Raw genomic sequence first — 23,934 nt, 5'->3', positions numbered from 1 at the left:
GCGGCGAAACCAACCGTTGACGCCGCGTCGAAAAAGGGGCCGAATACGGTTGCAAGGGACCCCATGGAAGGGTCCTCGCCAAAACCAAGGCCAGAACCAAGCACCGGGTCGCCAAAGGCCCGGGCCTGACAGGGAGAGTTTGATGAAAGATACCACGATGGGCCTGCATCCCGCAGCCGCCATGCATCTGGACGAAGTCCGCGCCGGCAAGCTGGACCGCCGCGAGTTCATGACCCGCGTCACCGCCTTGGGCGTGACCGCAACCGCCGCCTATGGTCTGCTGGGCCTGTCTGCCCCGGCCGTGGCCCAAGACGCCAAGGTCGGCGGCATCATGCGCGTCGGCATGGAAGTGAAGGCGCAAAAGGACCCGCGCCTGGCCGACTGGCCGCAGATCGCCAACATCTATCGCGGCTGGCTGGAATATCTGGTCCAGTATAACCCCGATGGCTCTTTCGAAGGCCGCTTGCTGGAATCCTGGGAAGCCAATGCCGACGCCACCGAATACACGCTGAAAGTGCGTCAGGGCGTCACCTGGAACAACGGCGATGCCTTCACCGCCGATGACGTGATTTTCAACTTCACCCGTTGGGCGGATGGCAATGTCGAGGGCAATGCCATGGCCTCGCGCTTCCCGGGCCTGGTGGACGAAGCGACCAAGACCCTGCGCGCCGACTCTATCGTCAAGGTCGACGATTACACCATCACGCTGAAGATGAACGCCTCGGACATCGCGATCATCGCGGCGGTCTCGGACTATCCGGCGGCCATCGTGCACAAGTCGTTCAAGGACGGCGATGATCCCTCGGTTGCGCCCATCGGCACCGGCCCCTATGTGCCGGGCGAAATCGCCGTCGGCCAAAAGGCCACCTTGGTCCGCGCGCCGAACCACACCTGGTGGGGTGGCACCGCGCCGCTGGACGAGATCCACTATATCGACTTCGGCACCGATCCTTCGGCCATGGTCTCTTTGGCCGGGTCCGAGGAAATCGACGCCAACTATGAAACCACCGGCGACTTCATCGCGCAGATGGACGGCCTGGGCTGGACCAAGGTCGAGGCCGTGACGATGTCGACCATCGTTTGCCGCTTCAACTCGGGCTCCGAGCTTTACAAGGAAAGGGAAGTCCGTTCGGCCCTGCAGCGCGCGGTTGATCCGAAAGTCGTCCTGGACCTGGGTTACAAGGGCCTGGGCACCACGGCGGAAAACCACCATGCCGGCCCGATCCACCCGGAATATGCGCAACTGCCGGCCCAGACTTTTGACAAGGCCGGCGTCAAGGATGTGCTGGCCAAGTTCAACCTGACCGATGCCGAATTCGAGCTGATCTCGCTGGATGGCGGCTTCGAGCTGGACACGACCGACGCGGTGGCCGCCCAGCTGCGCGACGCAGGCGTGAACGTCAAGCGGACCGTCATGCCGGGCTCGACTTTCTGGAACGACTGGCAGAAGTATCCCTTCTCCTCGACCACCTGGAACCACCGCCCGCTGGCCGTGCAGAACATGGACTATGCCTATACCTCGACCGGGTCCTGGAACGAGACGGGCATGGCCAATGCCGATTTCGACGCCGCCATGGTCAAGGCCAAGTCCTTGGCCGATGCCGATGCGCGCCGCGAAGTCATGGCCGTGATGGAAAAGATCCTGCAGGACGAGGGCTATATCATCCAGCCCTACTGGCGTTCGCTCTATCACCACCAGAAGTCGAATGTCGTGGGCTATGACATGCACCCGGCCTTCGAGCATCACCACTTCAAGTGGTCGCTGGCATAAGTTCGACGTCATCGGGGCGGGGGGCCTTGCGCATCCCCGCCCTTTTTCTATCCGGTGACTGCCGGAGGAACCGTCATGGCTGGTGAACCCGGCATGAGGAGAGCAGGATGCTGATATTCGTCCTCCGGCGACTTGGGGTCATGGCGCTGACGGCGCTGGTCCTGACCTTCGTCGTCTTTTACCTGACCAACCTGCCGCCCAACCTGGAAAAGCTGGCGCGCTCCGAAGGATCGGTGCGCATGACCGACGAGTCAGTGGCGGCCTGGATCGAACAGAACGGCCATGGCGGATCGGTCTTTGGCCGCTATGCGCAGTGGCTGGGCGTGGTGCCGGGCTGGACCTATACCGATGAAAAGGCCGTGACCCGCGGCCGCTGCATCGCCCAAGGCGACGACCCGGCGCTTGCCGCGACCTATTGCGGCGTCTTCCAAGGGTATTGGGGCCAATCCACCGTCTTCAAACAACCGGTGCTAAGCGAGCTTGGCGGCAAACTGGCCGCAACCGGCTGGCTGATGCTGGCGGTCATGCTGGTCATGGTGCCGGTCTCGCTGGTGATCGGCGTGCTGGCCGGGATGCGAGAGGGCTCGCGCACCGACCGCGTGCTGTCGACGTTTTCCATCGCCTCGACCGCGACGCCGGAATATGTCTCGGGCGTGATCCTGGTGGCTTTGCTGGCCTCGCCGATGACCGGCCTGTCGCCTTTGTTGAACCAATGGGGCGTGATCGAGGGCAAGATCCTGTTCCAGGGCACCGCGACCTCTGCGATGGACGACATCACCTTCTGGAACTTCACCCTGCCCGTCATGACCATCGCCTTGTATGGCATCGGCTACATCGCCCGCATGACCCGTGCGTCGATGACCGAGGTCATGACCCAGCAATACATCCGCACCGCGCGGCTGAAGGGCGTGCGCTTTCGCGACGTGGTCATGAAACACGCGCTGCGGAACGCGCTGATCGCCCCGTTCACCGTCATCATGCTGCAGTTCCCCTGGCTGTTGAACGGGGTCGTGGTTGCCGAAACCCTGTTCAACTACAAGGGCTTCGGCTGGACCCTCGTCACCGCCGCCGGCAACAACGACATCGAGATGCTCCTCGGCTGCTCCGTTGTCGCCGTCTTTGTCGTTCTCGTGACGCAGCTGATTTCCGACATCGGCTATGTCTTCCTCAACCCCCGCATAAGGCTGAGCTGACATGCCCGACATGCTTTCCTGGCCCATGATCATCGGCCTGATCATCAAGCAATTCTGGCCGGTCTGGGCGGCTTTGGCCGTGACCTTCGTGGCCTCGATCCGCTTCAAGCGCCGCCTGGGCCTTTACGGCAAGCTGTTTGACAGCCCTGTGGGGATGATGGGCTTTGCCATCGTGATGTTCTGGGTCTTTACCGCGTTCTTTGCGCCGATGATTCAGACGCTGGACCCGCTGGCGCAGTTCGGCAATGCCAAAAACCCCCTGCCCGGAGCCCCCACGCCCGAAGGCTCGCCCTATGGCTGGTTCCTGTTGGGCGGCGACCACCTGGCGCGCGATGTGTTTTCCCGCATGGTGGCCGGTGCGCGTCAGGTGCTGATCATCGCGCCCGCAGCCACGACCTTTGCCTTCCTCGTGGGCATCACGCTGGGCCTGCCCGCCGGTTACTTCGGCGGCAAACTCGACACCGGCCTGTCCTTTGCGGCCAACCTCGTGCTGGCCTTCCCGGTCATCTTGCTGTTTTACCTCCTCGTCACGCCCGAGATCCGCAACACCGGCATCCCGGTCTATCTGGCGGCCGTCCTGTTCATCTTCCCGGTGATCTTCTTTGCCGTGCTGTTGAATGGCCGCTACCGCACGAACCCGCCGCGCCGGAACCTTTACGTCGGCGTCACCCTGGTCTTCGGCCTTTGGGCCTATTCGGGCCTGGCCTTCAACATGGACCCGCTGGGCGTCTGGGGGATGGAGCCGAACCTTCTGAACGTCTTCGTGTCGGTGGTCTTCGTCAACGCACCGACGGTCTTCCGCATCGTGCGCGGCATCGTCATGGACATCAAATCGCGTGACTACGTGGCCGCAGGCCAGACAAGGGGCGAAACCCCCTCCTACATCATGATGTGGGAGATCCTGCCCAACGCCCGCGGCCCGCTGATCGTCGATTTCTGCCTGCGCATCGGCTATACGACCATCCTCCTCGGCACGCTCGGCTTCTTCGGCCTGGGCGTCTCGCCGGAATCCCCCGACTGGGGCTCCACGATCAACGCCGGCCGCAAGATCCTGTCGATGGTCCCGCACCCGGCCGTGGTCCCCGCGTTGGCCCTGATGTCCCTCGTCCTCGGCCTGAACCTCCTGGCCGACGGCCTCCGCGAAGAAAGCCTGAAGGATTGAAAGAGCGCGCTCCACCCCAGGCGCCCCACCCCTCTTTCATCTTTTCATAAATATCCCACGGGGGTCCGGGGGTGTGAAACCCCCGGTTTTAGCAACGGGTCCGGGGGTGTGAACCCCCCGGGTCCGCCCGCAGCCATCAGGAGCCACCGATGACCACTTGGGACCCAAGCCAACCCATCCTCGAAATCGAGAACCTCTCGATCTCCTTCTTCACCCGCCTGCGCGAAATCCCGGCGGTCATGGATTTTTCGGCCAAGGTCATGGCGGGGGAATCGATGGGCCTCGTGGGGGAATCGGGTTGCGGCAAATCGACCGTGGCGCTGGCCGTCATGCGCGACCTGGGGAAAAACGGCCGCATCGTCGCGGGCTCGATCAAGTTCAAGGGCCGCGACCTTGTGACCATGGACGATGAGGACCTCCGCCAGATCCGCGGCAGCGAAATCGCCATGATCTATCAAGAGCCGATGGCAAGCCTGAACCCCGCCATGAAGATCGGCGCGCAGCTGGCCGAAGTGCCGATGATCCATCAGAACATGGCCAAGGATGAGGCCTGGGCGCTGGCCCGCCAGATCGTCACCGATGTGCGCCTTCCCGACCCCGACCGCATCCTGAACGCCTATCCGCATCAGCTTTCGGGCGGCCAGCAACAGCGCATCGTCATCGCCATGGCGCTGATGTCCAAACCTGCGCTTCTGATCCTGGACGAGCCGACCACGGCACTTGATGTCACGGTCGAGGCCGGGATCGTCGATCTGGTCAAGGCACTGGGCGAGAAATACGGCACCTCCATGCTGTTCATCAGCCACAACCTTGGCCTGATCATGGATGTCTGCGACCGGCTGTGCGTGATGTATTCCGGCGAGGCGGTGGAAACCGGCGACGTCGTGCAGGTCTTCGACAAGATGCGCCATCCCTATACCCAGGCGCTGTTTCGGTCGATCCCCCTGCCCGGCGCGGATAAAAACGCGCGACCCCTGATCTCGATCCCCGGCAACTTCCCCCTGCCGCATGAACGGCCCGAGGGCTGCAACTTCGGCCCGCGCTGCGACTATTTCGAAGCGGGGCGCTGCAATGCGGGGGCCATCCTCATGGATGCCATCCCGGGCGACGACCGCCACGCCTCGCGCTGCCTGAAGTGGAAGGAAATCGACTGGAACGCCCCGCCAGCCGCTCGCATCGCCAAGCCCAAATCCCCCATCGGCAAGGTTGTGCTGAAGATGGAGGAGCTGAAGAAATACTACGCCCTCTCTTCCGGGGCCTTTGGCGGCGGCGCGAAAAAGGTCGTCAAGGCCAACGAGACGCTAAGTTTCGAGGCCCGTGAGGGTGAGACCCTCGCCATCGTCGGCGAATCGGGCTGCGGCAAATCGACCTTCGCCAAGGTGCTGATGGGACTGGAAACCGCGACCTCCGGTTCGATCATGCTGTTTGACGAAAACATCCAGTCGACGCCGATTCAAAAGCGCAACATCGACACGGTCAGTTCCGTGCAGATGGTGTTTCAAAACCCCTTTGACACGCTGAACCCGTCGATGACCGTGGGCCGTCAGGTGATCCGCGCTTTGGAGGTCTTTCGTTATGGCACAAGTGACCAAGCGCGCGAAGACCGGATGCTGGAGCTTCTGGACCTGGTGAAGCTGCCCCGCGCCTTTGCCGACCGGATGCCGCGCCAGCTGTCGGGCGGGCAGAAACAGCGGGTCGGCATCGCGCGCGCCTTTGCCGGGGGGGCGAAGGTCGTGGTGGCGGATGAACCCGTGTCCGCTTTGGACGTCTCGGTTCAGGCGGCTGTTACCGACCTTCTGATGGACATCCAGCGCGAGAACAAGACGACGCTGCTGTTCATCAGCCATGACCTGTCGATCGTGCGCTATCTGTCGGACCGGGTGCTGGTGATGTATCTGGGCCATGTGGTCGAAACTGGCACGACCGATCAGGTCTTTCAGCCGCCCTATCATCCCTATACCGAGGCCCTGCTGTCCGCCGTGCCCATCGCCGACACCAAGGTGATCCGCAAGCGCATCGTGCTGGAAGGCGACATCCCCTCGGCCGTCAACCCGCCGCCCGGCTGTCCGTTCCAGACGCGCTGCCGGTGGAAAAGCCAAGTTCCGGGCGGGCTTTGTGACCGCGAGATGCCGCCGATGCGGACGCTGGAGGGCGGCCATCAGATCAAGTGCCACCTGTCGGCCGACGTGCTGGCGGGGATGGAGCCGGTGATCAAATCGGCGGCGGAATAAGGCTTTCAGCCCGGTGCGACTTGGGCTGATGTCAGGCTTCGGACTCCGGGAAGCGGGGGGCTCCCGCCCCCCGCACCCCCTGGCCGAGAGGGGCGCGCCCCTCTCGGACTCTCCGCCGCCGCGCCCTTGGAACCGACAGTCTCAGCCGAGAATCGCCGCGACATAGGCCTTGGTTTCCTCATAGTCGGGCACCGCGTTGCCGGCATCCTCGACCGCGCCTGGCCCGGCGTTATAGGCCGCCAGTGCCAGTTTCCACGACCCGAAACGGCTATACATCATCGCCAGATAGCGCGCGCCGCCGTCCAGGTTGTCGGCCGGATCGTTGGGATCGACGGCCAGAAGATCGGCGGTGCCGGGCATCAACTGCGCAAGACCAATGGCGCCCTTGGAGGACACAACCCCCGGGTTCCAGCCGCTTTCCCGCTGCACAAGGCGCAAGAACAGGTCCTCGGGCACGCCATGTTTGCGGGCGGCGGCGCGGGCGACATCCAGGTATTCGCCCCGGTAGCGGCCGGAATAGACGACCTTGGTGGCGTCCTTGTCCTTTTCGGCCCCCGGCTTCAACCGGTCAGAGGCGGAATATTGCTGCGACAAGCGGCCATCCAAAAGCGCAACCTGGCTGCGGAACACCGCCGAACGGTCGCGTGAGCCGCCCAGAACCAGGCCCTCGGCATGGGATTGCGCGGTCATGGCCAAACCCAGCACGACAAAGAGTGCCGCCCCGCGCGCGCCGTTCCGTGGTCCGGTCATCCGCCTGCCCTCATCATCCAGTCCCGTCCATCTGCGCCCTGCAAGATAGGGGTTTTGCGCGGCCAGACAAGCCCCGGGCCCTTGCGCCCCACCTTGGGGGGCAAGACTTCGCCAAAACGGCGCAACTCGGCGCACAGGTTTAGGCGCAGGCACCCAAGGGCTTTGGTTGCGCTTTGGCGCGGGCTGCGGCATAGCTTGGGCCATCGTCCCGCAGGGGGGCAAACAGGGAGTATGTCATGGCCGGATCGGTCAACAAGGTGATCCTGGTGGGCAATCTCGGGCGGGACCCGGAGGTGCGCACCTTCTCGAATGGCGGCAAGGTGGTGAACCTGCGGATTGCGACCTCGGAAACCTGGCGCGACAAGCAATCGGGCGAGCGCAAGGAAAAGACCGAATGGCATTCGGTCGCGATCTTCAACGAGAACCTGGCCAAGATCGCGGAGCAATATTTGCGCAAGGGCTCGACCGTTTATATCGAGGGCGCGCTTGAAACCCGCAAGTGGCAGGACCAATCCGGGGCCGACCGTTACACGACGGAAGTCGTGGTGGCGCGGTTCCGCGGCGAGCTGACGCTTTTGGGCGGTCGCGGCGATGGCGGCGGCGGGGCGAGCTATGACGACCGTGGCGGCTATGAGGATCAGGGCGGGTCGGGTGGCGGCTCTGCTGCGGGCTCGGGTGGCGGGTCTTCGGGTGGTGGCCGCGGCGGCTATCAGGGTGGCGGTTATGGCCAGGGCGGCTATGGCGGCGCAGAGGGCGGCCGGTCCTCGGGTGGTGGTTCGGGTGGCGGCTCGGGTGGTCGGTCCGATATCGACGACGAGATCCCCTTCTGATGCTGGCCCGACTGGGCTGATGGATGCCCCGGAGATGATCCGGGGCATTTTGCCATTCCCGGAGGGGGAACGTTTCAGGGGGAACGCTTGAGGGGGGCTCAAGGGGGGGGGCTGCCGACTGGGCCCTTTCCGCCCGCGCGGCCAAGGGCGCCCTGCCGACTGCGAGGTCCGCGCGCCGGGGCCCGAACGGAGCGGGCGGCCTTGGTGGAAGGCGCCTCTGGACCTTGGGCGCAAGATTCCCTATATAAACTCTCAACATCTCTTGGAAGCGCGCCATGACCGAACAGCCAGAAACGCTTGAGGGCACCCCCCTGATCCGCCCTTCGACGACCGATCATCCCTTGTATGACGCGGTGGTCGATGCGTGCCGCACGGTCTATGACCCTGAAATTCCGGTGAATATCTATGATCTGGGCCTGGTCTACACGGTCGAGATCGACACCGAAAATGCGGTCTCCATCGCCATGACCCTGACCGCGCCGGGCTGCCCCGTGGCGGGCGAAATGCCCGGCTGGGTCGAAAACGCCGTCGAGGCAACGCCGGGGGTCAAGGACGTCAAGGTCTCCATGGTCTTTGATCCGCCCTGGGGGATGGAAATGATGTCGGACGAAGCGCGGCTGGAACTGGGGTTCATGTAGCGCCCCCGAGGCCGGGCTTCGGGCTTCGGGCTTCGGGCTTCGGGCTTCGGGCTTCGGGCTTCGGGCTTCGGGCTTCGGGCTTCGGGCTTCGGAAACAAGCCAAGGGGCTTGATCTTGCAAAAATCAAGTTTAAAGGCTTGATTTCTTAGGAAACAGGCAAAAAGGCTTGATTTGAACAGAATCAAGCCTTAAGACTTGATCCATGCAAGAGGCAGCCATCCTGACCGGAGACCTGATCGGGTCGACCGAAGCCCCACCCGGCGCGACCGAGGCGGCGCTTGGCCTGATCGCCCAAACCCTGATCGCCCAAGCCCTGATCGCCCCCCCCTCGGACACAACCGAAACCGCCACGCCCCACCCCATGGCGACCCGGGCCGAACCCACACCTGCCCCGCGCTTTACGCTCTTTCGCGGCGATGGCTGGCAATGCGCCCTCGCCCCCGACCAAGCCCCCCGCATGGCGCTGCGCCTCTTGGCCTGCCTGACCGCAGCCGGGGGCCTGCAAAGCCGCATCGCCATCGGCCTTGGCGCGGTGGAGGACTGGGGCAAGGGCGGGGACCTCTCCCAGGCGCGGGGGTCGGCGCTGACCGCCTCGGGCCGGGCGCTGGACGCCATGACCGGGCTCCTCGCCCTGGCCGCCCCCGACCTGCCCGCCACGATCGCGCATCGTGACCAGGCCTTGATCCGGCTTTGGGAGGTCATCGCCCGGCGCTGGAGCCCGGCCCAGGCCGAGGCCATGGACCTGGCGCTGCAAGGCCTGCGCCAGACCGAGATTGCGGCCCGCCTCGGCGTCTCGCCCCAGGCCGTGTCGCTGCGACTGAAGGCGGCCGAGGCGGGCGCCGTGATCGACAGCCTGACCCTGTGGGAGGCCGCAATGCGCAAGGACAAAGCATGACCGAAACCTTCGCCGCCCTTTACCTCGCCCATGTGCTTGCCGATTTCCTGTTGCAAACCAAGGCTATGGCCGAGGCCAAGCGGCGGCCCCTGACCCTGGCGCTGCATGGCGTCATCGTGGGGCTGACGGCGATGGCGGCCACGGGCAGCGCCTCGGCCTGGCTTTTGGCGCTGGTGGCGGTGCATCTGGGCATCGACTTGGCCAAGAGTTTCGCGCCCCGCGGCGTCCAGGCCTTTCTGGTCGACCAGGCGGCGCATGGGGCGACACTCCTGACGCTGGCGCTGTGGCGGCCCGATCTGGTGGCGCAGGGCCTGTGGGCCGCCTATCCTCTGGTTCCGCCCCTGATGGCGCTGGCTGCGGGGATGGTGCTGGCCACGCGGGGCGGCGGTTACATGGTCGGGCTTCTCATGGAGCCCTGGGCCGATCAGGCGCCCGAGGGACTGAAACGCGGCGGCTGGCTGATCGGCCAACTGGAGCGCGGCTTGATCATGGTGCTGATCCTGACGGGCCAGGCGGCGGGGATCGGCTTTCTGATCGCGGCCAAGTCGGTTCTGCGGTTTTCCGACACCAAGGACGACCGCAAGATCAGCGAATATGTAATCATCGGGACGCTGGCTTCGGTGGCCTGGGCGATTTTTGCCGCCGCCCTGACGCAAATTCAGTTGAATGGCCTCGCACCGCTTGGAATCCCCGACCTGACGCCTTAGATTGCAAGGACAAGCGCGAAGGACCATCCCGATGTTCTCGATCCCCGGCAAGGCCGCCGTCTCCCTGACCCCCGCCGCCAAATCCGCCATCACGCGGCTGATGGCGGAACAGAACGCCCGCGGCCTGCGGCTGGGCGTGAAAAAGGGCGGCTGTGCGGGGATGGAATACACGATGGATTTCGTGGCCGAGGCCCAACCTCACGACGAGGTGGTCGAGGACGAGGGCGCGCGCCTGTTGATCGCGCCCCTGGCCCAGATGTTCCTGATCGGCACCGAGATCGACTATGAAATCGGCCTGCTGGAATCAGGTTTCAAGTTCCGCAACCCGAACGTGACCGAGACCTGCGGCTGCGGCACCTCGGTCAAGTTCCGCGACGCCTGACCCAAAGGCGCGCCTTTCAGGCACAAGGTGATCTCTCGCCTTTAAGGCTTGCGCCCCCACCGGCTCGGCCCCCCCCTTCCTTTCATCCTCTCCAAAAGCGGCGGCCGCAGATCCTGCGCGCGCCCTTCCCCTTTCACATTGACCCAAATATTCCACGGGAGGGTCCGGGAGGGTGTGAAACCCTCCCGGGGCTTGTCCCAAGGGATCGGGGAGGGTGTGAAACCCTCCCGGGGCTTGTCCCAAGGGATCGGGGAGGGTGTGAAACCCTCCCGGGGCTTGCCGCAAGTGATCAGAGAGGGCGTGAAACCCTCCCGGGCGTGTCCACAAGGGATCGGGCTGCGGCTTTGCGTCCCCAAGCCCCCCCTTCCCTAAGCCCCCCCGTTCCGTTACCTCTTTCTCCGCAACCCCGTGGAGGACCCCGATGCAGAAACTCGCCGCCGGCAATTGGAAGATGAATGGCTCGGGCGCTGCCCTGGCCGAGTTGGTGGCCCTGACCGAGGCCCATCCCGCCCCCGGTTGCGAAATGCTGATCTGCCCGCCCGCCACGCTGATCGCTTCGGCCGCGGCCATGATGGCGCGCGGGCCGTTGAAGATCGGCGGTCAGGATTGCCATGCCCGAGCCTCGGGCGCCCATACCGGTGATATCTCGGCCGCGATGCTGAAAGATGCCGGCGCTTCGCATGTCATCCTGGGCCACTCCGAACGGCGCACCGATCATGGCGAGACCTCGGCCCAGGTCAAGGCCAAGGCCGAAGCCGCCCTGGCCGCAGGCCTGACCGCGGTCGTCTGCATCGGCGAGACCGAGGCGCAGCGCGACGCGGGCACCACGCTGGACATCTGCGGCGAACAGCTGCATGGCTCGCTGCCCGCGGGCGCCACTTCGGCCAACACCGTGCTGGCCTATGAACCGGTCTGGGCCATCGGCACCGGCCGCACCCCCACCATTGCCCAAATCGCCGAGGTCCATGCCTATCTGCGCGCCGAACTGGTCAAGGCCCTGGGCGAGGACGGCAACGGCGTCCGCATCCTTTATGGCGGCTCGGTCAAGCCCTCCAATGCGACCGAGATCTTCGCCGTGCCCCATGTGGACGGCGCCCTGGTCGGCGGCGCCAGCCTCAAGGCGGCCGATTTCGGCGCCATCGTGGCCGCGCTTTCCGCCGCCTGACGATTTGGCGCGAACAGAACTTTTGCCGTCGCGGGCAGGCGCGCAAGCCCCCCGCCCGCGCGGCACAAAAGCCCGATGACCGCGACAACAGCCCCAATCCCGTCCACCCTCTCCGCCAATCTCGTCTGCATGGCCTCGATGCTGATCTGGGCGGCGGGCTTGCCTGCGGCGGATTTCATCATTCCGCTTCTGGCCTCCGAACAACTGACCGCGCTGCGCATGGGGCTTGCGGCGCTGGCGCTTTTGCCGGTCTGGGCGCTGATGGAGGGGCCTGCCGCCCTGACACGGGTCAACTGGATCAAGGGGATCTTCGTCGGCGGGTTGATCGGCCTGGGCGCCTGGCTTTTGATCATAGGCCAGGCCAGGGGCGGCGCCGTCACGGCCGCCGTCATCTCGGCCACCCTGCCCGTCGTCGGCATGGCCATCGAAATCCTGCTGGACGGGCGCCGCGTGACGCGGGGCCTGGTGCTGGGCATCATCCTGTCGCTGGCGGGCGGGCTTGCCGCGCTGGACTGGGCGGGGGGCCTGTCGCTGGGCCTTGGCGCGGTCTTTTGCTTTGGCTCAGTCGTGACCTTTACCGTGGGCTCGCGGCTGACGGTCACGTCCTTTCCGGCCCTGTCGCCCATCGGCCGCACCACGCTGACCGTCACCGGCGCGGCCATCGCCACCGGCACCGTCGCGCTGATCCAGGTGGCCCTGGGCAGCCCGCTGCCGGATTTCACCCCCTGGGGCCCGGCGGAATATGGCGCGCTTCTGGCCTTTTCCGTGGGCTCCTTTGCCATCAGCCAACTGCTGTGGATCATGTCGGTCGAGCGTCTGGGCATCGGCCTTTCTGCCCTGCATATCAACGCCGCCCCGTTTTATGTCATGGTCCTGCTGTTTCTGTTGGGCCATGGCTGGTCCTGGGTTCAGGCCGGGGCCGCCTGCCTGGTGGCGCTTGGCGTGCTGATCGCCCAAGGCATCATCGGCCCCCACAGCTTCGCGAAAAAGACCTCATGATCACGCTGCACCAATCGCCCACCGATCCCGCCTTCGTCCAGAACCCCTATCCGTTCTACGAGGCGGCACGCGCACATGGGGCGTTTTTCCGCTGGGCCGATTATGACCTGACCTGCACCGGCAATGCGGCGGCGGTGAATGTCATCTTCCGCGACCGCCGCTTCGGCCGCGAGGCGCCGCCCGAAATGGCGCCGGTCATCCCCGACCACCTGAAGCCGTTTTACGCGGTCGAGGCCCATTCCATGCTGGAGCTGGAGCCGCCGCGTCACACCCGCCTGCGGTCTCTTGTCCTGCGCGCCTTCACCTCGCGCCGGATCGAGGCTCTGCGCCCTGAAATTGAGGCCCTGGCCCATCAGCTGATCGACGCCTTTCCGGGGGGCGACTTCGACCTTCTGGAACATTTCGGCCAGAAGCTGCCGGTCATCATCATCGCCCGCCTCTTGGGCGTCCCCGAGGACATGGCGCCCGACCTTTTGCGGTGGTCCAATGCCATGGTCGGCATGTATATGGCCGGCCGTGACCGCGCCCGTGAAGACCGCGCCGTCAAGGCGACCGAGGATTTCGTGGCCTTCCTGCGCACCTATGTCGAGGCCCGCCGCCAGGACCCGCGCGACGACCTGATCACCTCGCTGATCCAGGCCGAAGAGGCGGGCGAGCGTCTGACCACGGACGAGCTGATCACCACCTGCATCCTGTTGCTGAACGCCGGCCACGAGGCGACGGTTCACACCATCGGCAACGGCGTCAAGGCGCTGCTGGAGACCGGTCTGCCGCTGGGCGACCCTGAACGCGCCGTCGAAGAGATCCTGCGCTTTGATCCGGCTTTGCACATGTTCACCCGCTGGGCCTATGAGGATATCGAGGTCATGGGCGTCACCTTCCGGCGTGGCGACCAGGTCGGGCTTTTGCTGGGCGCGGCCAACCGCGATCCCGGCGTCTGGGAGGCGCCCGAGGTCTTTGATCCGACAAGGGCGGCCAAGCCTCTGGCGACCTTTGGCGCGGGGCTGCATTTCTGTGTTGGTGCGCCGCTCGCCCGGTTGGAGCTGCAAGTGGCCTTGCCCATCCTGATGGCCCGCCTGCCCGGGCTGCGTCTGGCCGAGGCGCCGGTTTACGCCGATGTCTACCACTTCCACGGGCTGCAACGGCTGTTGGTCAGCGCCTGATCCGCGCCAGCACCCAGACCAGCACGGGCACCAGGCACAGCGCGAGGGCGGCCGTGACAAAGGCCGCCCGCAGGCCATAGGCGCCCGCGATAAGCCCCAATCCCGGCGGTCCGATGAAATAGCCCGAATAGCCCAGCATCGTCGCGGCCTGGATGGCGCGGGCGCGGTCTTCGTCGCGGCACAGCGCGCCCACCAGCGTGAATGCCGTGGGCGCAATGACCGAGGCGCCCAAGCCCATGACGACAAAGCCCAGATAGGCTTGGCCCGGGCTTTGCGCCATGGCGATCCCCAGGGCCCCTACCGAGGCCAGACCCGCGCCCAGCACCAAAAGCCGCCCCGCCCCCACGCGCGCCACCAGCCCATGACCCAAAAGCCGCGAGACCCCCATGGTCAGCGCCAAAAGCGCCGGCGCCGCCGAGCCAAAGGCCGGGCTGCCACCCAGGGTCTGTTCGATATGCAGCGCCGACCAGTATTCCGCGGCGTTTTCCGTCAGAAAGGCGATCAGCACGACGCCGCCGCCGACCAGAGGCACAAGGCCCAGCCGGGCGCGGGCGGCGGGCCCCAGGCCCTCGATCCGCGCGCCGTCATGGGACAGCAAAGCGAGGAACGCCGCCGCCACACCGATCGTCGCCATGACGCCCGAGGGGCCGAACTCCAGGCTGCGCAAGGCTCCGGTGGCCAGGGCGCCGCTGGCATAGCCGAAGGAATAGGCGGCATGGGCCAGCGTCATCAGACTGCGCCCCCCGGCCTCCAATGCGGCGATGCGGGCATTCATCAGGACATCGACCGCGCCGGTGGTGGCGCCGCACAAAAGCATGGCCAGCGGGAACAGATACCAGGTGCCCACCTGCCCCGGCAGGGTAAAGGCCAGCGCCATGGCCAGGGTCGCGGTGATCAGCGCGCGCGGGCCAAGCGCCTCGGCGATGCGGCCCGACAGCGCCATGGCGATCAGGGCCGCGATGGGGGTCATCAGAAGAAGAAGGCCAAGCCGGCTCTCGTCGACGCCCAGCATGGTCTTGATATCGGGCAGGTCAGCAGCAAAGCTGCCCCACAGCACGCCCATGGCGAAAAAGGACGCAAGCGGCGCCCGGGCGCGGGTCAGGTCGGAAAGCGCGGTCATGGGGGCAGGTTAGCGCCTGACGCAGGCGGTGCCGCGCCCCCGCCCGACACGCCATGTCGCGGATGGAGAGCGGGCGTCGGGGCCAGGCCGTCAGCGGAACCGAAGCCCCCAGTCGGCAGGGCGACACCCGGCGCCGGGCGCTGCGGGACAGTCGGCAGGGCCCCCGGGCGGCCGCGCTCAGGGCGCGGTCAACCCGGTGATCCCGTTCGACTTGCCCTCTCGGATCGTCTGGATGCCAAAGCCCAGGTCCGCGAACCAGATCCAGCGCCCGGCCACCGCGGTTTCGCCGTCGCGCGTCATCTCGACCGGCAGGACGCGGTAGGGACAGCCCGAAAGCGTGACCTCCTTGCCCTCCAACACCGTCCAGGTCGCGCCATAGCTCACTTGGCTGCGCGAATGAAGCTCGACCATCTCGGTCCCATAGCCGACCTGGTCAAGCTCTTGGCGCAGCGTGCCATGCCAGACCATCCCCGGCTCTGGCCGGGGCGGCGTGGTCTGGTAGAACCAGCTCAGCCGATCCGCCCCCGAGCCCACCACGGGCAATTCGCTGTCCTGGCGCAGCCGCTTGACGTCATAGATGCCATAGCGCGACTGGCGCTCGTCGATCTTGGCGCCCTTGTTGGTCGCATAGTTCAGGGCGACCATCTGCCCCGAGACCTGAACCGTCCCCTCTGCCCCATCGGCCAGGGTAAAGCGGACCCCGGTGGTGGCATCTTCGGCCGTCACGCAGGCGAAACCGGGGAGGGCCGCCAGCACGGGAAACAGGGCGCAGACAAGGGCGTGACGCAAGATGACCTCCTGTAAAACCGGCCGGCACTGGTCCGGGCATGAAAACCCGGGACGTGAACACCCGAGCCATGAAGAACCGGGACATGAAAAAACCCGGGCCATGATGACCCGGGTTCCCTGATGACGTCAACGGGGTCAGCGCGCCTGCCAAAGCCCCTCGGCCTTGACCGCGGTGTAACATTCGTCGATGGATTTCCAGGCGCGGTCGATCAGGATGTCGATCTCTTCGGGCGTGATCACCAGCGGCGGAGAAATGATCATCCGGTCGCCGACATGGCGCATGATCAGGTCATTGGCAAAGCAGCGCTCGCGGCATTTGTAGCCGACGGTTCCGGTGTCGGAGGCGAACTTGGCGCGGTTGGCCTTGTCGGGCGTCAAGGCGATAGAGCCCATGAGCCCCACCAATTTCGCCTCGCCCACCATCGGATGCTCGGTCAGGGCAGCCCATTTCTTGGCAAGGTAGGGATGGGCCACGTTGCGGACATGGTCCACGATGCCCTCGTCCTGCATGATACGGATATTTTCCAGCGCCACGGCGGCGGCGACCGGATGGCCGGAATAGGTGTAACCGTGGTTGAAATCCCCGGCCGAACCCATGACCTCGGCCACCTCGTCACAGACAATCGACCCGCCGATGGGCTGATAGCCGGACGACAGGCCCTTGGCGATGGTCATGATATGCGGCTTGATGTTGAAGGTGGTCGATCCGAACCAGTTGCCGGTGCGCCCGAACCCGGTGATGACCTCGTCGGCAATCAACAGGATGCCGTAGCGGTCGCAGATGCGCTGGATTTCCGGCCAGTAGCTGTCGGGCGGCACGATGACGCCACCGGCACCCTGGATGGGTTCCCCGATAAAGGCCGCGACGTTTTCCACGCCAAGGTCCAGGATCATCTTTTCCAGTTCCTGCGCGCGCATCAGGCCGAAGGCCTCGGGCGTCATGTCGCCGCCCTGTTCCCACCAGTTCGGCTCGCCGATATGGACGATGCCCGCGATCTTGCCGCCATGGGCATGGATGCCCGACATGCCGCCCAGCGACCCGCCGCCCAGGGTCGAGCCGTGGTAGCCATTCTTGCGCGCGATGATGATGCGCTTTTCCGGCTGGCCCTTGATGTCCCAATAGCGCCGCACCATGCGGATATTGGTGTCATTCGCCTCGGAGCCTGAGCCGGCAAAGAAGGTGTGGTTCATGCCCTCGGGCGCGACTTCGGCGATCTTGGCGGCCAAGGCAATGGCCGGAATATGCGAGGTCTGAAAGAAGGTGTTGTAATAGGCCAGTTCCAGCATCTGGGCGCTGGCGGCATCGGCCAATTCCTTGCGGCCATAGCCGATGTTGACGCACCAGAGGCCAGCCATGCCGTCGATGATCTTGTGACCCTCGGTGTCGGTCAGCCAGACGCCCTTGGCCGATTTCATGATCCGCGCGCCCTTTTTGGCCAGCGCGGAATTGTCGGTGAAAGGATGCATGTGGTGGGCGGCGTCAAGCGCCTGAAGTTCCGCAGTCGGCAGGTGGTTGGTGATCTTGACGGGTTGGTTCATGGCATCCCCCTTGGGTCGAATCCGGTGCGGCTTGGTCCGCCTTGGGGGGAGTTTATGATCAAATCGTCCCGGCTTCAAGAAATTTGATCAAATTTCGGCGCGGTCTTTGAATGTCCGCTCGGTCAATGTCTGCTCGGGCGCCTGAGTCCGCAGCAGACCTTGATGTGACCGAGGGGGGCCCTGCCGACTGAACCGTCCGCCCTGCGCCCCCGCCCCTTGGCCCTGCCGACTGTGAGGGGGCCGCGGCGGTCAGGATCTTGCGGAAAGGGACAGGATCAGATCTCTCCCTTTTCCAGCGCGGCCCGGACCTGTTCCACCCCCTGGTCGATATCGGCGCGCATGGCCCGCGCCACGCCCGGGGCGTCGCCACGGACCATGGCCGAAAGCATCTCTTCGTGCAGGTCAGGCAGGCCCGAGGCGCCGCCCCGCTCGATCACGAACCGCAAGGAGGGGCCAAAGCGCAGCCAAAGCGACTGCGCCATATCGGTCAGGACCCCTGCCCCCGCGGCGTCATAAAGCGCAAAGTGGAAGGCGTGGTTGCTTTCCAGATAGGCATGGATGTCGCCCGCCTTGATCGCGGCATCGACGCGGGCGTCATGGGCCTCAAGCGTGGCGATCAGCGCGGGAGAGGCCTTGCGGGCGGCAAGTTCGGCCAGGTGGGGTTCAAGGGTCAGGCGCGCAAAGGCGATCTGGCCCAGAAGACCGGGATCAAGACGCGGCACCGTCACCCGGCGGTTGCCCTGGGGCATAAGCGCGCCCTCGGCGGCCAGGCGGCGGATCGCCTCACGCACGGGGGTCATGCCGGCCGACAGATCCTGGACCAGGCCCTGGATCGTGACGGGCTGACCGGGGGCAAGGCTGCCGAAAAGGATCATGTCACGCAGGCGGACATAGGTCACTTCATGGGTCGGGATCTTGCGCGTCTCGGTCATCTTGGCCCCGGTTTGATCAAACCCGGTTATGGCGGGTTTTGCGGGCGGATCAAGCGGAAATCAGGCGCCTCGGGCCAAGGTCGCACGGGAAAGCCCGCGCGCCCCGCACCGCCGAAGAAGCCCCTTCCACCAATGAGTATTTGGGCAAATGTGAAAGAGCGCCGGTTTCCCGCGGCGCTCTCGTGGCTTTCATACTGGGATAAATATTCCGTGGGAGGTCTGGAGGGACCCCGCGGGTCCCTCCAGGCAGGGGGTCCGGGGGGCGGCCGCCCCCCGGCTTCCTCCGGGAGAAACCTGCGGCATTTCATGCCGCAGGTTTCTCCCGGACCCCGCCTCAGGCCAAAAGCGCGCGGGCCTCTTCGATGCCCAGGGCCTCGGGTCGGGTGCAGGTCGTGGTCAGCGTCACGAACTGCCCCGTCTCACCCGACTTCAGGATCGAGGTCATGACGTCGACGCCGTGCAAGGTCCGCTCCAGCGAGCAGCGGTGTTCGCGGCCCGTCAGATGCGCCACGGCCATGTCGGCCAGGCCCGCGGTGCGATAATTCGCCAGCTCGCGGCCATTGTGGTTCTGGTTCACCACAAGGAAAGGGTGATCCCAGGGCGCGACCGCAACAGCCTCGCCACCCGGCTTGGCCACCTCGACCGTGCCGCCAAAGAAGTTCGGGTCCGGCACGTAAAGCGTCCCCTTGGTGCCATAAAGCTCGAAGTGGTTGCGCTTGTGGTGCCAGACGTCCCAGCTTGCCGAAAAGCTGATCGTAGCACCCGAATGGAACTCCAGCAGCGCCTGGATGTTCGAGGGCGTGTTGACGTCGATCAGCTCACCGGCACGCGGGCCAGAGCCGATCGGACGCTTGGCCTCGGCCGAGGAGGTCAGCGCGCCCACGCGGCGCACCGGACCCAAGAGGTTGATCAGGTTGGCGAAGTAATAGGGCCCCATGTCCATGATCGGACCGGCGCCGGGCTGATAGAAGAAGTCCGGCGAGGGGTGCCAGCTTTCCGGACCATGGCCCTGGATCGCGGCGTTCCCCGTGGTGATCGTCCCGATCTCGCCGCTGTCGACGATGGCACGGGCCTGTTGATGGGCGCCGCCCAAAAAGGTGTCCGGCGCGCAGCCGACCGACAGGCCCTTGGCCTTGGCCAGATCGCGCAGTTCGACGCCCTGTTCCAGAGTCAGCACCAGAGGCTTTTCCGAATAGGCGTGCTTGCCCGCCTGCAGGATACGCTTGGTGATCGGAAAATGCGCTTCCGGGATCGTCAGGTTGATGATGATGTCCAGATCCGGGTTGGCCAGCAGGTCATCGACCGACTGGGCCGTCGTGTTGAACTCGGCGGCGCGCGCGGTGGCGGCCTCCATGTTCAGGTCGGCGACCGCGCGGACCTCCAGCCCCTTGAACAAGGGCGCCAGGCGCAGATACGAGGTCGAGATATTGCCGCATCCGATGATGCCGATGCCGAGTTTTTCCATCTTAAAGGCCCTTCACGTAGGCGGCCGAGCGGGTTGCAAACCGCTTGTGATCGGCCGGGTTGTCATGTTCCAAAACGAAATTCTTGCAGCCCACGGCCTGCAGCGCGGCCATCAGCTTTTTCCAGTCCACCGTGCCCTGGCCGACATCAGCCCAACCGTCCTCGGCCAGGTTCTCGCCCTTGGGCGCGATGTCCTTCACATGGGCGGCGGTGATGCGGCTGCCGTAGCGTTCGATCCAGGCCATCGGATCGGCGCCGCCACGGATCACCCAAGCCACATCCAGCTCGATTTCCAGCGAAGGCCCGCCCTCAAGGATTGCCGCCTCGGGGATCGCGCCATCGGCGCAGGCGATGAACTCGAAGTCATGGTTGTGCCAGCCCGTGCCGTAGCCGGCCGCGCGGATCGGCGCAAAGGCACGCTCCAGCCGCGCGCCGAACTCACGCCACCCCGCGCCCGTGGTGGGGCGGTCTTCGGCCATGATATAGGGCACGTAAAGCCGCTCCATCCCCAGGGTGCGCGCGACCTTCAGCGCCCAATCCGGCGTGTCCTCGATCTGCGAGAGGCCGAAATGGCCGGTCTTCATGGTCAGGCCCGCCGCATTGATCGCAGCCGCCGTCTCGGCCAAAGCGGCCTCATCGGCATAAAGCCCGCCAAAACCCTCGGTGCCCTCGATCCCCGCCTCTGCCAGCATACGGCAGGTTTCGGACAGGGGGGGGAAATTGCGGCTGGAGTAAAGTTGATATGCGATCATGTCGCGTCCTTTCCATAGGTGGCCGAATACAGGTCGCGCAGGGTAAAGCGCGGCTCGGGTCCGGGGTGATCGGGGGTAAAGGTGATCCGGGCGGGATGGCCGGGGAACAGCGTGAAGGCGTTGTCACTGAAGCGGCCAGGCTGATCGGCCTCCAGCGCGACGAAAAGAGCCAGGGACTGCGTTTCCACCGTGATCTCATAGGCTTGCCCGACGGTTTTCACCTTTTGGGTGAGGCGCGGAGGCAAAAGGTCATAGGACTTGTAGGGCTTCGGCGCGAAAGTATCACCGCCCTGGTGGCCATCGCCCGCCCAGGTAAAGGCCAGAATCTCGTGATCCTCGACCGTGACACAAAGCGCCGGCAGCGCTTGACCCGCGACCTCGATGGTCGCGCGGGCAAGCTCGCGCGTTTGGCCGGTCATGGCCACCGCATGGGCTACCACGGTCAGGTTCACAGGCGCGCCGGTGTCATTGATCGCCCGAAGCTCGACCCCGCCCGCAACCGGCACCGCCGAAACCGTGACCGGCGCAAAGAAGTCCTTTGCCATGTGGTGCAACAGCTTCCAATTGCCGCCGTGGTCCAGCGAGGCCCAGGAACACACCGGCCAGGTGTCGTTCAGCTGCCAGATCAAGGTCCCCATGCAATGCGGCCGCAGGCTGTGCCAATGGGTCACGGCGGTCTTGATCGCCAGGCCCTGTTGCACCTGGCTCAGGTAAACGAAGTTCTCGAAATCCACCGGAAAGCGGAAATAGCGGAACATGGTTTCCGCGATGCGGGCATTGCCACCGGCGTTCTTTTGGTGGCTCTCCATCACCGGCGCCGCGATATTCCAATCGCCGGGCGCTGCGAATTTTCGGATCGTTGCCATCGACGGATAGCTTTGGAAGCCGAATTCCGAACAGAACCGCGGGCTGACATCGCGGTAATGGTCGAAATCGCGCCCCTCGTGCCACACGCTCCAGAAATGCATGTCGCCCTTGCTGTCGTCATGCCAGGCGTCTCCGAAATCCATCGGGCCGGGAGACGGCGAGGAAGGCCACCATACGGCACCCGGCACGGCAGCCTTCAGCGCGGTTTCAATGGTGCGGTTCAGCCGGTCATAGCCGACCAGGTAGAGGTCGCGGTTGGCGCGGGTTTCGGGGAACCAGGTCAGCGCGCCGATCAGCTCGTTATCGCCGCACCACAGCGCAAGGCAGGCGTGGTGATGCAGGCGCAATGCGTTCTGGCGGACCTCTTCGGCGACGCCCGAAAGAAAGGCCTCATCCGCCGGATAGATGTGGCACGAGAACATGAAATCCTGCCAGACCATCAGGCCCATTTCGTCACACAGGTCATAGAACCACGTCGGCTCATAGCGCCCGCCGCCCCAGACGCGGATCATGTTCATGTTGGCGTCAACCGCCGATTGCAACAGCCCCCGCGTGTCGGCCTCGTTGATCCGGCCCGACAAAGCGTCCTGCGGTATCCAGTTTGCGCCTTTGGCAAAGACATCGCGGCCATTGACACGGAACTTGAAGCCCAGGCCGACGGCGTCTTTTTCCGTCACCAGCTCCATCTGGCGCAGGCCGATCTTGCGGGTCAGCACATGGGCGCCCATCTTGACGCTGAGCAGATGCAAGGGCTGCGCGCCCTGCCCGGCGGGCCACCACAGCTGCGGATCGTCGATCGGCAAGGCGACCTGTGCCACCCCGCGCCGGACCACGGCCCGGGCATGGACGCCACAAAGCACGAAACTGACTTCGGCGCCCTCTGCCTCGGAATGGGCCGCGACCGTCACCGTCGCCTTCCCCGGCTCATGGGTCTGGGCGATCACCAGATGGTCGATGCGCGGGCCTGCTTCCTCCAGGTAAAGGTCGCCATAGACGCCAAAGGGCGCAAGCGCGATGTTCCAATCCCAACCGAAGTCGCAAGACGGTTTGCGCAACATGTTGCCGTTGTGGATCGGCGTGTTGTTCGCGGAAAACGGCACGAAATAGCGCTGCGCGTCCTGACGGCGTTGACCCTCGGTCACGACATTGCCGAAGGTCAAGGTGATCTCGTTCTCGCCCTGCCGCAGGGCGCCCGACAGGTCGACCCGGTGCGACAGGAACATGTTGTCCGACACCAGCACCGTCTGACCATTGACCGCAACCGTCACCAAACAGTCCAGCATCGAGGCCACAAGAACCAGATCGGTGCGCGTCGTGGTAAAAGACCGCCGCGCCACCCAGGTCCGGTCGGAAATCCAGCGCAACCCATATTCGTTGCGCCCGAAATAGGGGTCCGGGATGACGCCCGCCTGATGCAAAGCGTCGATCCCGTCGCCGGGGAGCGTGAAGGGGATGTCATGGCCTTCTGACGAAAGCACCCAATCCCCGGCCAGGTTCAGCATGATCAGACCCGCAGTTCCGTGGTGGCGTCAAAGATCGACGCCTTGGAGATATCGACCTTCAGATGGACCTGCGCGCCCTTCACCGGCCGCCGCTCAAACGGCACCCGGACCGAGACTTGCTGGCCCATGACCTGCAGCCAAACCAGGGCGTCGGCGCCCATCGGCTCATCCAGTTCGACCAAAGCCGGGATCGTGTGTCCCGCTTCGGCATGGTCCTGGATGGTCAGATGTTCCGGGCGCAGACCCAGGATCGCTTGCGGACGGTCGGTCGGTTGACCGCCGTCATAGCCGGCAAGGTCCAGTTTCACATCCCCCACCTGGATCGCGCGGCCATTGTCGACCGTCGCCCCTTTCAGGAAGTTCATCGCCGGCGACCCGATGAAGCCCGCGACGAACAGGTTCACCGGGCGGTTGTAGATCTCTTGCGGGGCGGCGAGTTGCTGGATGATGCCGCCGCGCATGATGGCGATGCGGTCGGCCAAAGTCAGGGCCTCGATCTGGTCATGGGTCACATAGATCATCGTGTTGTTCAGGCGGCTATGCAGACGCTTGATTTCGACCCGCAGTTCGGCGCGCAGTTTGGCGTCCAGGTTCGACAGCGGTTCATCGAACAGAAAGACGTCCACATCCCGCACCAGAGCGCGACCGATGGCCACACGCTGACGCTGTCCGCCCGAAAGCGCGGCCGGCTTGCGGTCAAGCAAAGGCTGGATCTGCAGGATCTCGGAGGCGCGGGCGATGCGGCGGTCGATCTCGTCCTTGGGGACCTTGGCGTTCTTCAGGCCAAAGGACAGGTTCCCGCGCACGGTCATCTGGGGATAAAGCGCATAGCTTTGAAAGACCATGCCGATGCCGCGGTCACTGGGCTCGGACCAGGTGACGTTCTTGTTCTTGATCCAGATTTCGCCGTCGGTGATGTCCAACAGCCCGGCCAGACAGTTCAGAAGCGTCGATTTCCCGCAGCCCGAAGGCCCGAGGAGGACAATGAACTCGCCCTCGGCCACATCAAGGTTCAGGTTTTTCAGGACAGAGACAGAGCCGAAGTCCAGCTTCAGGTCCTTGACTTGGATGGAATGGGTCATG

General features: G+C 65.0%; 21 protein-coding genes. 12 read left to right on the top strand and 9 right to left on the bottom strand.

All coding sequences use genetic code 11. The annotated features are described in order from the left end of the window. Positions 1-142 precede the first annotated feature (142 nt). The 4 genes from NX862_RS03005 to NX862_RS02990 all read left to right on the top strand — a co-directional run bounded on the left by NX862_RS03005 (position 143) and on the right by NX862_RS02990 (position 6,357). Positions 143-1,771: an ABC transporter substrate-binding protein gene (locus tag NX862_RS03005; RefSeq protein WP_264492387.1), complete on the top strand. Its 1,629-nt coding sequence runs from the start codon at positions 143-145 to the stop codon at positions 1,769-1,771. A gap of 107 nt (positions 1,772-1,878) precedes the next feature. Continuing rightward, a complete protein-coding gene (locus tag NX862_RS03000) occupies positions 1,879-2,964 on the top strand; it encodes an ABC transporter permease (protein ID WP_264492386.1) in 1,086 nt (361 codons plus the stop codon). 1 nt (position 2,965) lies between these two features. Continuing rightward, entirely contained in the window at positions 2,966-4,126 is a 1,161-nt protein-coding gene (locus NX862_RS02995; RefSeq protein WP_264492385.1) for an ABC transporter permease, read from the top strand. Positions 4,127-4,275: 149 nt separating this feature from the next. Further along, positions 4,276-6,357, top strand: coding sequence for a dipeptide ABC transporter ATP-binding protein (locus NX862_RS02990; protein WP_264492384.1), 2,082 nt, complete (start codon positions 4,276-4,278; stop codon positions 6,355-6,357). Positions 6,358-6,498: 141 nt separating this feature from the next. On the opposite strand, the gene NX862_RS02985 is transcribed toward NX862_RS02990, so the two are convergent. After that, a complete protein-coding gene (locus tag NX862_RS02985; RefSeq protein ID WP_264492383.1) occupies positions 6,499-7,107 on the bottom strand; it encodes a lytic transglycosylase domain-containing protein in 609 nt (202 codons plus the stop codon). Between the two features lie 236 nt (positions 7,108-7,343). On the opposite strand from NX862_RS02985, the gene ssb reads away from it, so the two are divergent. The 8 genes from ssb to NX862_RS02945 all read left to right on the top strand — a co-directional run bounded on the left by ssb (position 7,344) and on the right by NX862_RS02945 (position 13,886). Further along, positions 7,344-7,937, top strand: coding sequence for a single-stranded DNA-binding protein (ssb, locus tag NX862_RS02980; RefSeq protein WP_264492382.1), 594 nt, complete (start codon positions 7,344-7,346; stop codon positions 7,935-7,937). A 275-nt stretch (positions 7,938-8,212) separates the two neighbouring features. Beyond that, complete coding sequence (locus tag NX862_RS02975) at positions 8,213-8,575, top strand: SUF system Fe-S cluster assembly protein (RefSeq protein ID WP_264492381.1); 363 nt, start codon at positions 8,213-8,215, stop codon at positions 8,573-8,575. Between the two features lie 202 nt (positions 8,576-8,777). Beyond that, complete coding sequence (locus tag NX862_RS02970) at positions 8,778-9,470, top strand: sigma-70 RNA polymerase sigma factor region 4 domain-containing protein (protein ID WP_264492380.1); 693 nt, start codon at positions 8,778-8,780, stop codon at positions 9,468-9,470. Continuing rightward, a complete protein-coding gene (locus NX862_RS02965) occupies positions 9,467-10,177 on the top strand; it encodes a DUF3307 domain-containing protein (protein ID WP_264492379.1) in 711 nt (236 codons plus the stop codon). Before NX862_RS02970 ends, NX862_RS02965 begins: the two co-directional genes overlap by 4 nt. A 31-nt stretch (positions 10,178-10,208) precedes the next feature. Beyond that, positions 10,209-10,559 carry a HesB/IscA family protein gene (locus NX862_RS02960; protein WP_264492378.1) on the top strand — a complete coding sequence of 117 codons (351 nt, stop codon included), beginning with the start codon at positions 10,209-10,211 and terminating at the stop codon, positions 10,557-10,559. A gap of 421 nt (positions 10,560-10,980) precedes the next feature. Then, positions 10,981-11,724 carry a triose-phosphate isomerase gene (gene tpiA, locus NX862_RS02955; RefSeq protein ID WP_264492377.1) on the top strand — a complete coding sequence of 248 codons (744 nt, stop codon included), beginning with the start codon at positions 10,981-10,983 and terminating at the stop codon, positions 11,722-11,724. 75 nt (positions 11,725-11,799) lie between these two features. After that, positions 11,800-12,723 (top strand): DMT family transporter, encoded by a 924-nt coding sequence (locus tag NX862_RS02950; protein ID WP_264492376.1) that lies wholly within the window; start codon positions 11,800-11,802, stop codon positions 12,721-12,723. Continuing rightward, entirely contained in the window at positions 12,720-13,886 is a 1,167-nt protein-coding gene (locus NX862_RS02945; protein ID WP_264492375.1) for a cytochrome P450, read from the top strand. The genes NX862_RS02950 and NX862_RS02945 overlap by 4 nt, the downstream gene beginning before the upstream one ends. On the opposite strand, the gene NX862_RS02940 is transcribed toward NX862_RS02945, so the two are convergent. The 8 genes from NX862_RS02940 to NX862_RS02905 form a co-directional block, all read right to left on the bottom strand. After that, on the bottom strand, positions 13,876-15,006 hold the full coding sequence (locus NX862_RS02940; RefSeq protein ID WP_264492374.1) for an MFS transporter: 1,131 nt from the start codon (positions 15,004-15,006) through the stop codon (positions 13,876-13,878). The two genes, NX862_RS02945 and NX862_RS02940, sit on opposite strands and share 11 nt — an antisense overlap. Before the next feature lie 177 nt (positions 15,007-15,183). Further along, a complete protein-coding gene (locus NX862_RS02935) occupies positions 15,184-15,795 on the bottom strand; it encodes a hypothetical protein (protein WP_264492373.1) in 612 nt (203 codons plus the stop codon). A gap of 135 nt (positions 15,796-15,930) precedes the next feature. Then, positions 15,931-17,334 carry an aspartate aminotransferase family protein gene (locus NX862_RS02930; RefSeq protein WP_264492372.1) on the bottom strand — a complete coding sequence of 468 codons (1,404 nt, stop codon included), beginning with the start codon at positions 17,332-17,334 and terminating at the stop codon, positions 15,931-15,933. A gap of 275 nt (positions 17,335-17,609) precedes the next feature. Then, entirely contained in the window at positions 17,610-18,266 is a 657-nt protein-coding gene (locus NX862_RS02925; protein ID WP_264492371.1) for a GntR family transcriptional regulator, read from the bottom strand. A gap of 334 nt (positions 18,267-18,600) precedes the next feature. Next, positions 18,601-19,731 (bottom strand): Gfo/Idh/MocA family protein, encoded by a 1,131-nt coding sequence (locus NX862_RS02920; protein ID WP_264492370.1) that lies wholly within the window; start codon positions 19,729-19,731, stop codon positions 18,601-18,603. Between the two features lies 1 nt (position 19,732). Then, on the bottom strand, positions 19,733-20,482 hold the full coding sequence (locus NX862_RS02915; RefSeq protein WP_264492369.1) for a sugar phosphate isomerase/epimerase family protein: 750 nt from the start codon (positions 20,480-20,482) through the stop codon (positions 19,733-19,735). Next, positions 20,479-22,851, bottom strand: coding sequence for a beta-mannosidase (locus NX862_RS02910; RefSeq protein WP_264492368.1), 2,373 nt, complete (start codon positions 22,849-22,851; stop codon positions 20,479-20,481). Before NX862_RS02910 ends, NX862_RS02915 begins: the two co-directional genes overlap by 4 nt. Before the next feature lie 2 nt (positions 22,852-22,853). Further along, the gene (locus NX862_RS02905; RefSeq protein ID WP_264492367.1) at positions 22,854-23,933 is read right to left on the bottom strand and encodes an ABC transporter ATP-binding protein; all 1,080 of its coding nucleotides are present in this window, start codon (positions 23,931-23,933) and stop codon (positions 22,854-22,856) included. Position 23,934 lies beyond the last annotated feature (1 nt).

Origin of the sequence: Stagnihabitans lacustris (assembly GCF_025950525.1) — a bacterium.
Taxonomy (GTDB): domain Bacteria; phylum Pseudomonadota; class Alphaproteobacteria; order Rhodobacterales; family Rhodobacteraceae; genus Stagnihabitans.
The sequence above is the reverse complement of the archived record's forward strand: the minus strand, read 5'-3'. Positions and strand labels throughout refer to the sequence as shown.

Bases quoted from the DNA above. Each gene is read 5' to 3' on its own strand.
- NX862_RS03005 (WP_264492387.1), top strand. From the start codon at position 143: ATGAAAGATACCACGATGGGCCTGCATCCCGCAGCCGCCATGCATCTG.
- NX862_RS03000 (WP_264492386.1), top strand. From the start codon at position 1,879: ATGCTGATATTCGTCCTCCGGCGACTTGGGGTCATGGCGCTGACGGCG.
- NX862_RS02995 (WP_264492385.1), top strand. From the start codon at position 2,966: ATGCCCGACATGCTTTCCTGGCCCATGATCATCGGCCTGATCATCAAG.
- NX862_RS02990 (WP_264492384.1), top strand. From the start codon at position 4,276: ATGACCACTTGGGACCCAAGCCAACCCATCCTCGAAATCGAGAACCTC.
- NX862_RS02985 (WP_264492383.1), bottom strand. From the start codon at position 7,107: ATGACCGGACCACGGAACGGCGCGCGCGGGGCGGCACTCTTTGTCGTG.
- ssb (WP_264492382.1), top strand. From the start codon at position 7,344: ATGGCCGGATCGGTCAACAAGGTGATCCTGGTGGGCAATCTCGGGCGG.
- NX862_RS02975 (WP_264492381.1), top strand. From the start codon at position 8,213: ATGACCGAACAGCCAGAAACGCTTGAGGGCACCCCCCTGATCCGCCCT.
- NX862_RS02970 (WP_264492380.1), top strand. From the start codon at position 8,778: ATGCAAGAGGCAGCCATCCTGACCGGAGACCTGATCGGGTCGACCGAA.
- NX862_RS02965 (WP_264492379.1), top strand. From the start codon at position 9,467: ATGACCGAAACCTTCGCCGCCCTTTACCTCGCCCATGTGCTTGCCGAT.
- NX862_RS02960 (WP_264492378.1), top strand. From the start codon at position 10,209: ATGTTCTCGATCCCCGGCAAGGCCGCCGTCTCCCTGACCCCCGCCGCC.
- tpiA (WP_264492377.1), top strand. From the start codon at position 10,981: ATGCAGAAACTCGCCGCCGGCAATTGGAAGATGAATGGCTCGGGCGCT.
- NX862_RS02950 (WP_264492376.1), top strand. From the start codon at position 11,800: ATGACCGCGACAACAGCCCCAATCCCGTCCACCCTCTCCGCCAATCTC.
- NX862_RS02945 (WP_264492375.1), top strand. From the start codon at position 12,720: ATGATCACGCTGCACCAATCGCCCACCGATCCCGCCTTCGTCCAGAAC.
- NX862_RS02940 (WP_264492374.1), bottom strand. From the start codon at position 15,006: ATGACCGCGCTTTCCGACCTGACCCGCGCCCGGGCGCCGCTTGCGTCC.
- NX862_RS02930 (WP_264492372.1), bottom strand. From the start codon at position 17,334: ATGAACCAACCCGTCAAGATCACCAACCACCTGCCGACTGCGGAACTT.
- NX862_RS02925 (WP_264492371.1), bottom strand. From the start codon at position 18,266: ATGACCGAGACGCGCAAGATCCCGACCCATGAAGTGACCTATGTCCGC.
- NX862_RS02920 (WP_264492370.1), bottom strand. From the start codon at position 19,731: ATGGAAAAACTCGGCATCGGCATCATCGGATGCGGCAATATCTCGACC.
- NX862_RS02915 (WP_264492369.1), bottom strand. From the start codon at position 20,482: ATGATCGCATATCAACTTTACTCCAGCCGCAATTTCCCCCCCCTGTCC.
- NX862_RS02910 (WP_264492368.1), bottom strand. From the start codon at position 22,851: ATGCTGAACCTGGCCGGGGATTGGGTGCTTTCGTCAGAAGGCCATGAC.
- NX862_RS02905 (WP_264492367.1), bottom strand. From the start codon at position 23,933: ATGACCCATTCCATCCAAGTCAAGGACCTGAAGCTGGACTTCGGCTCT.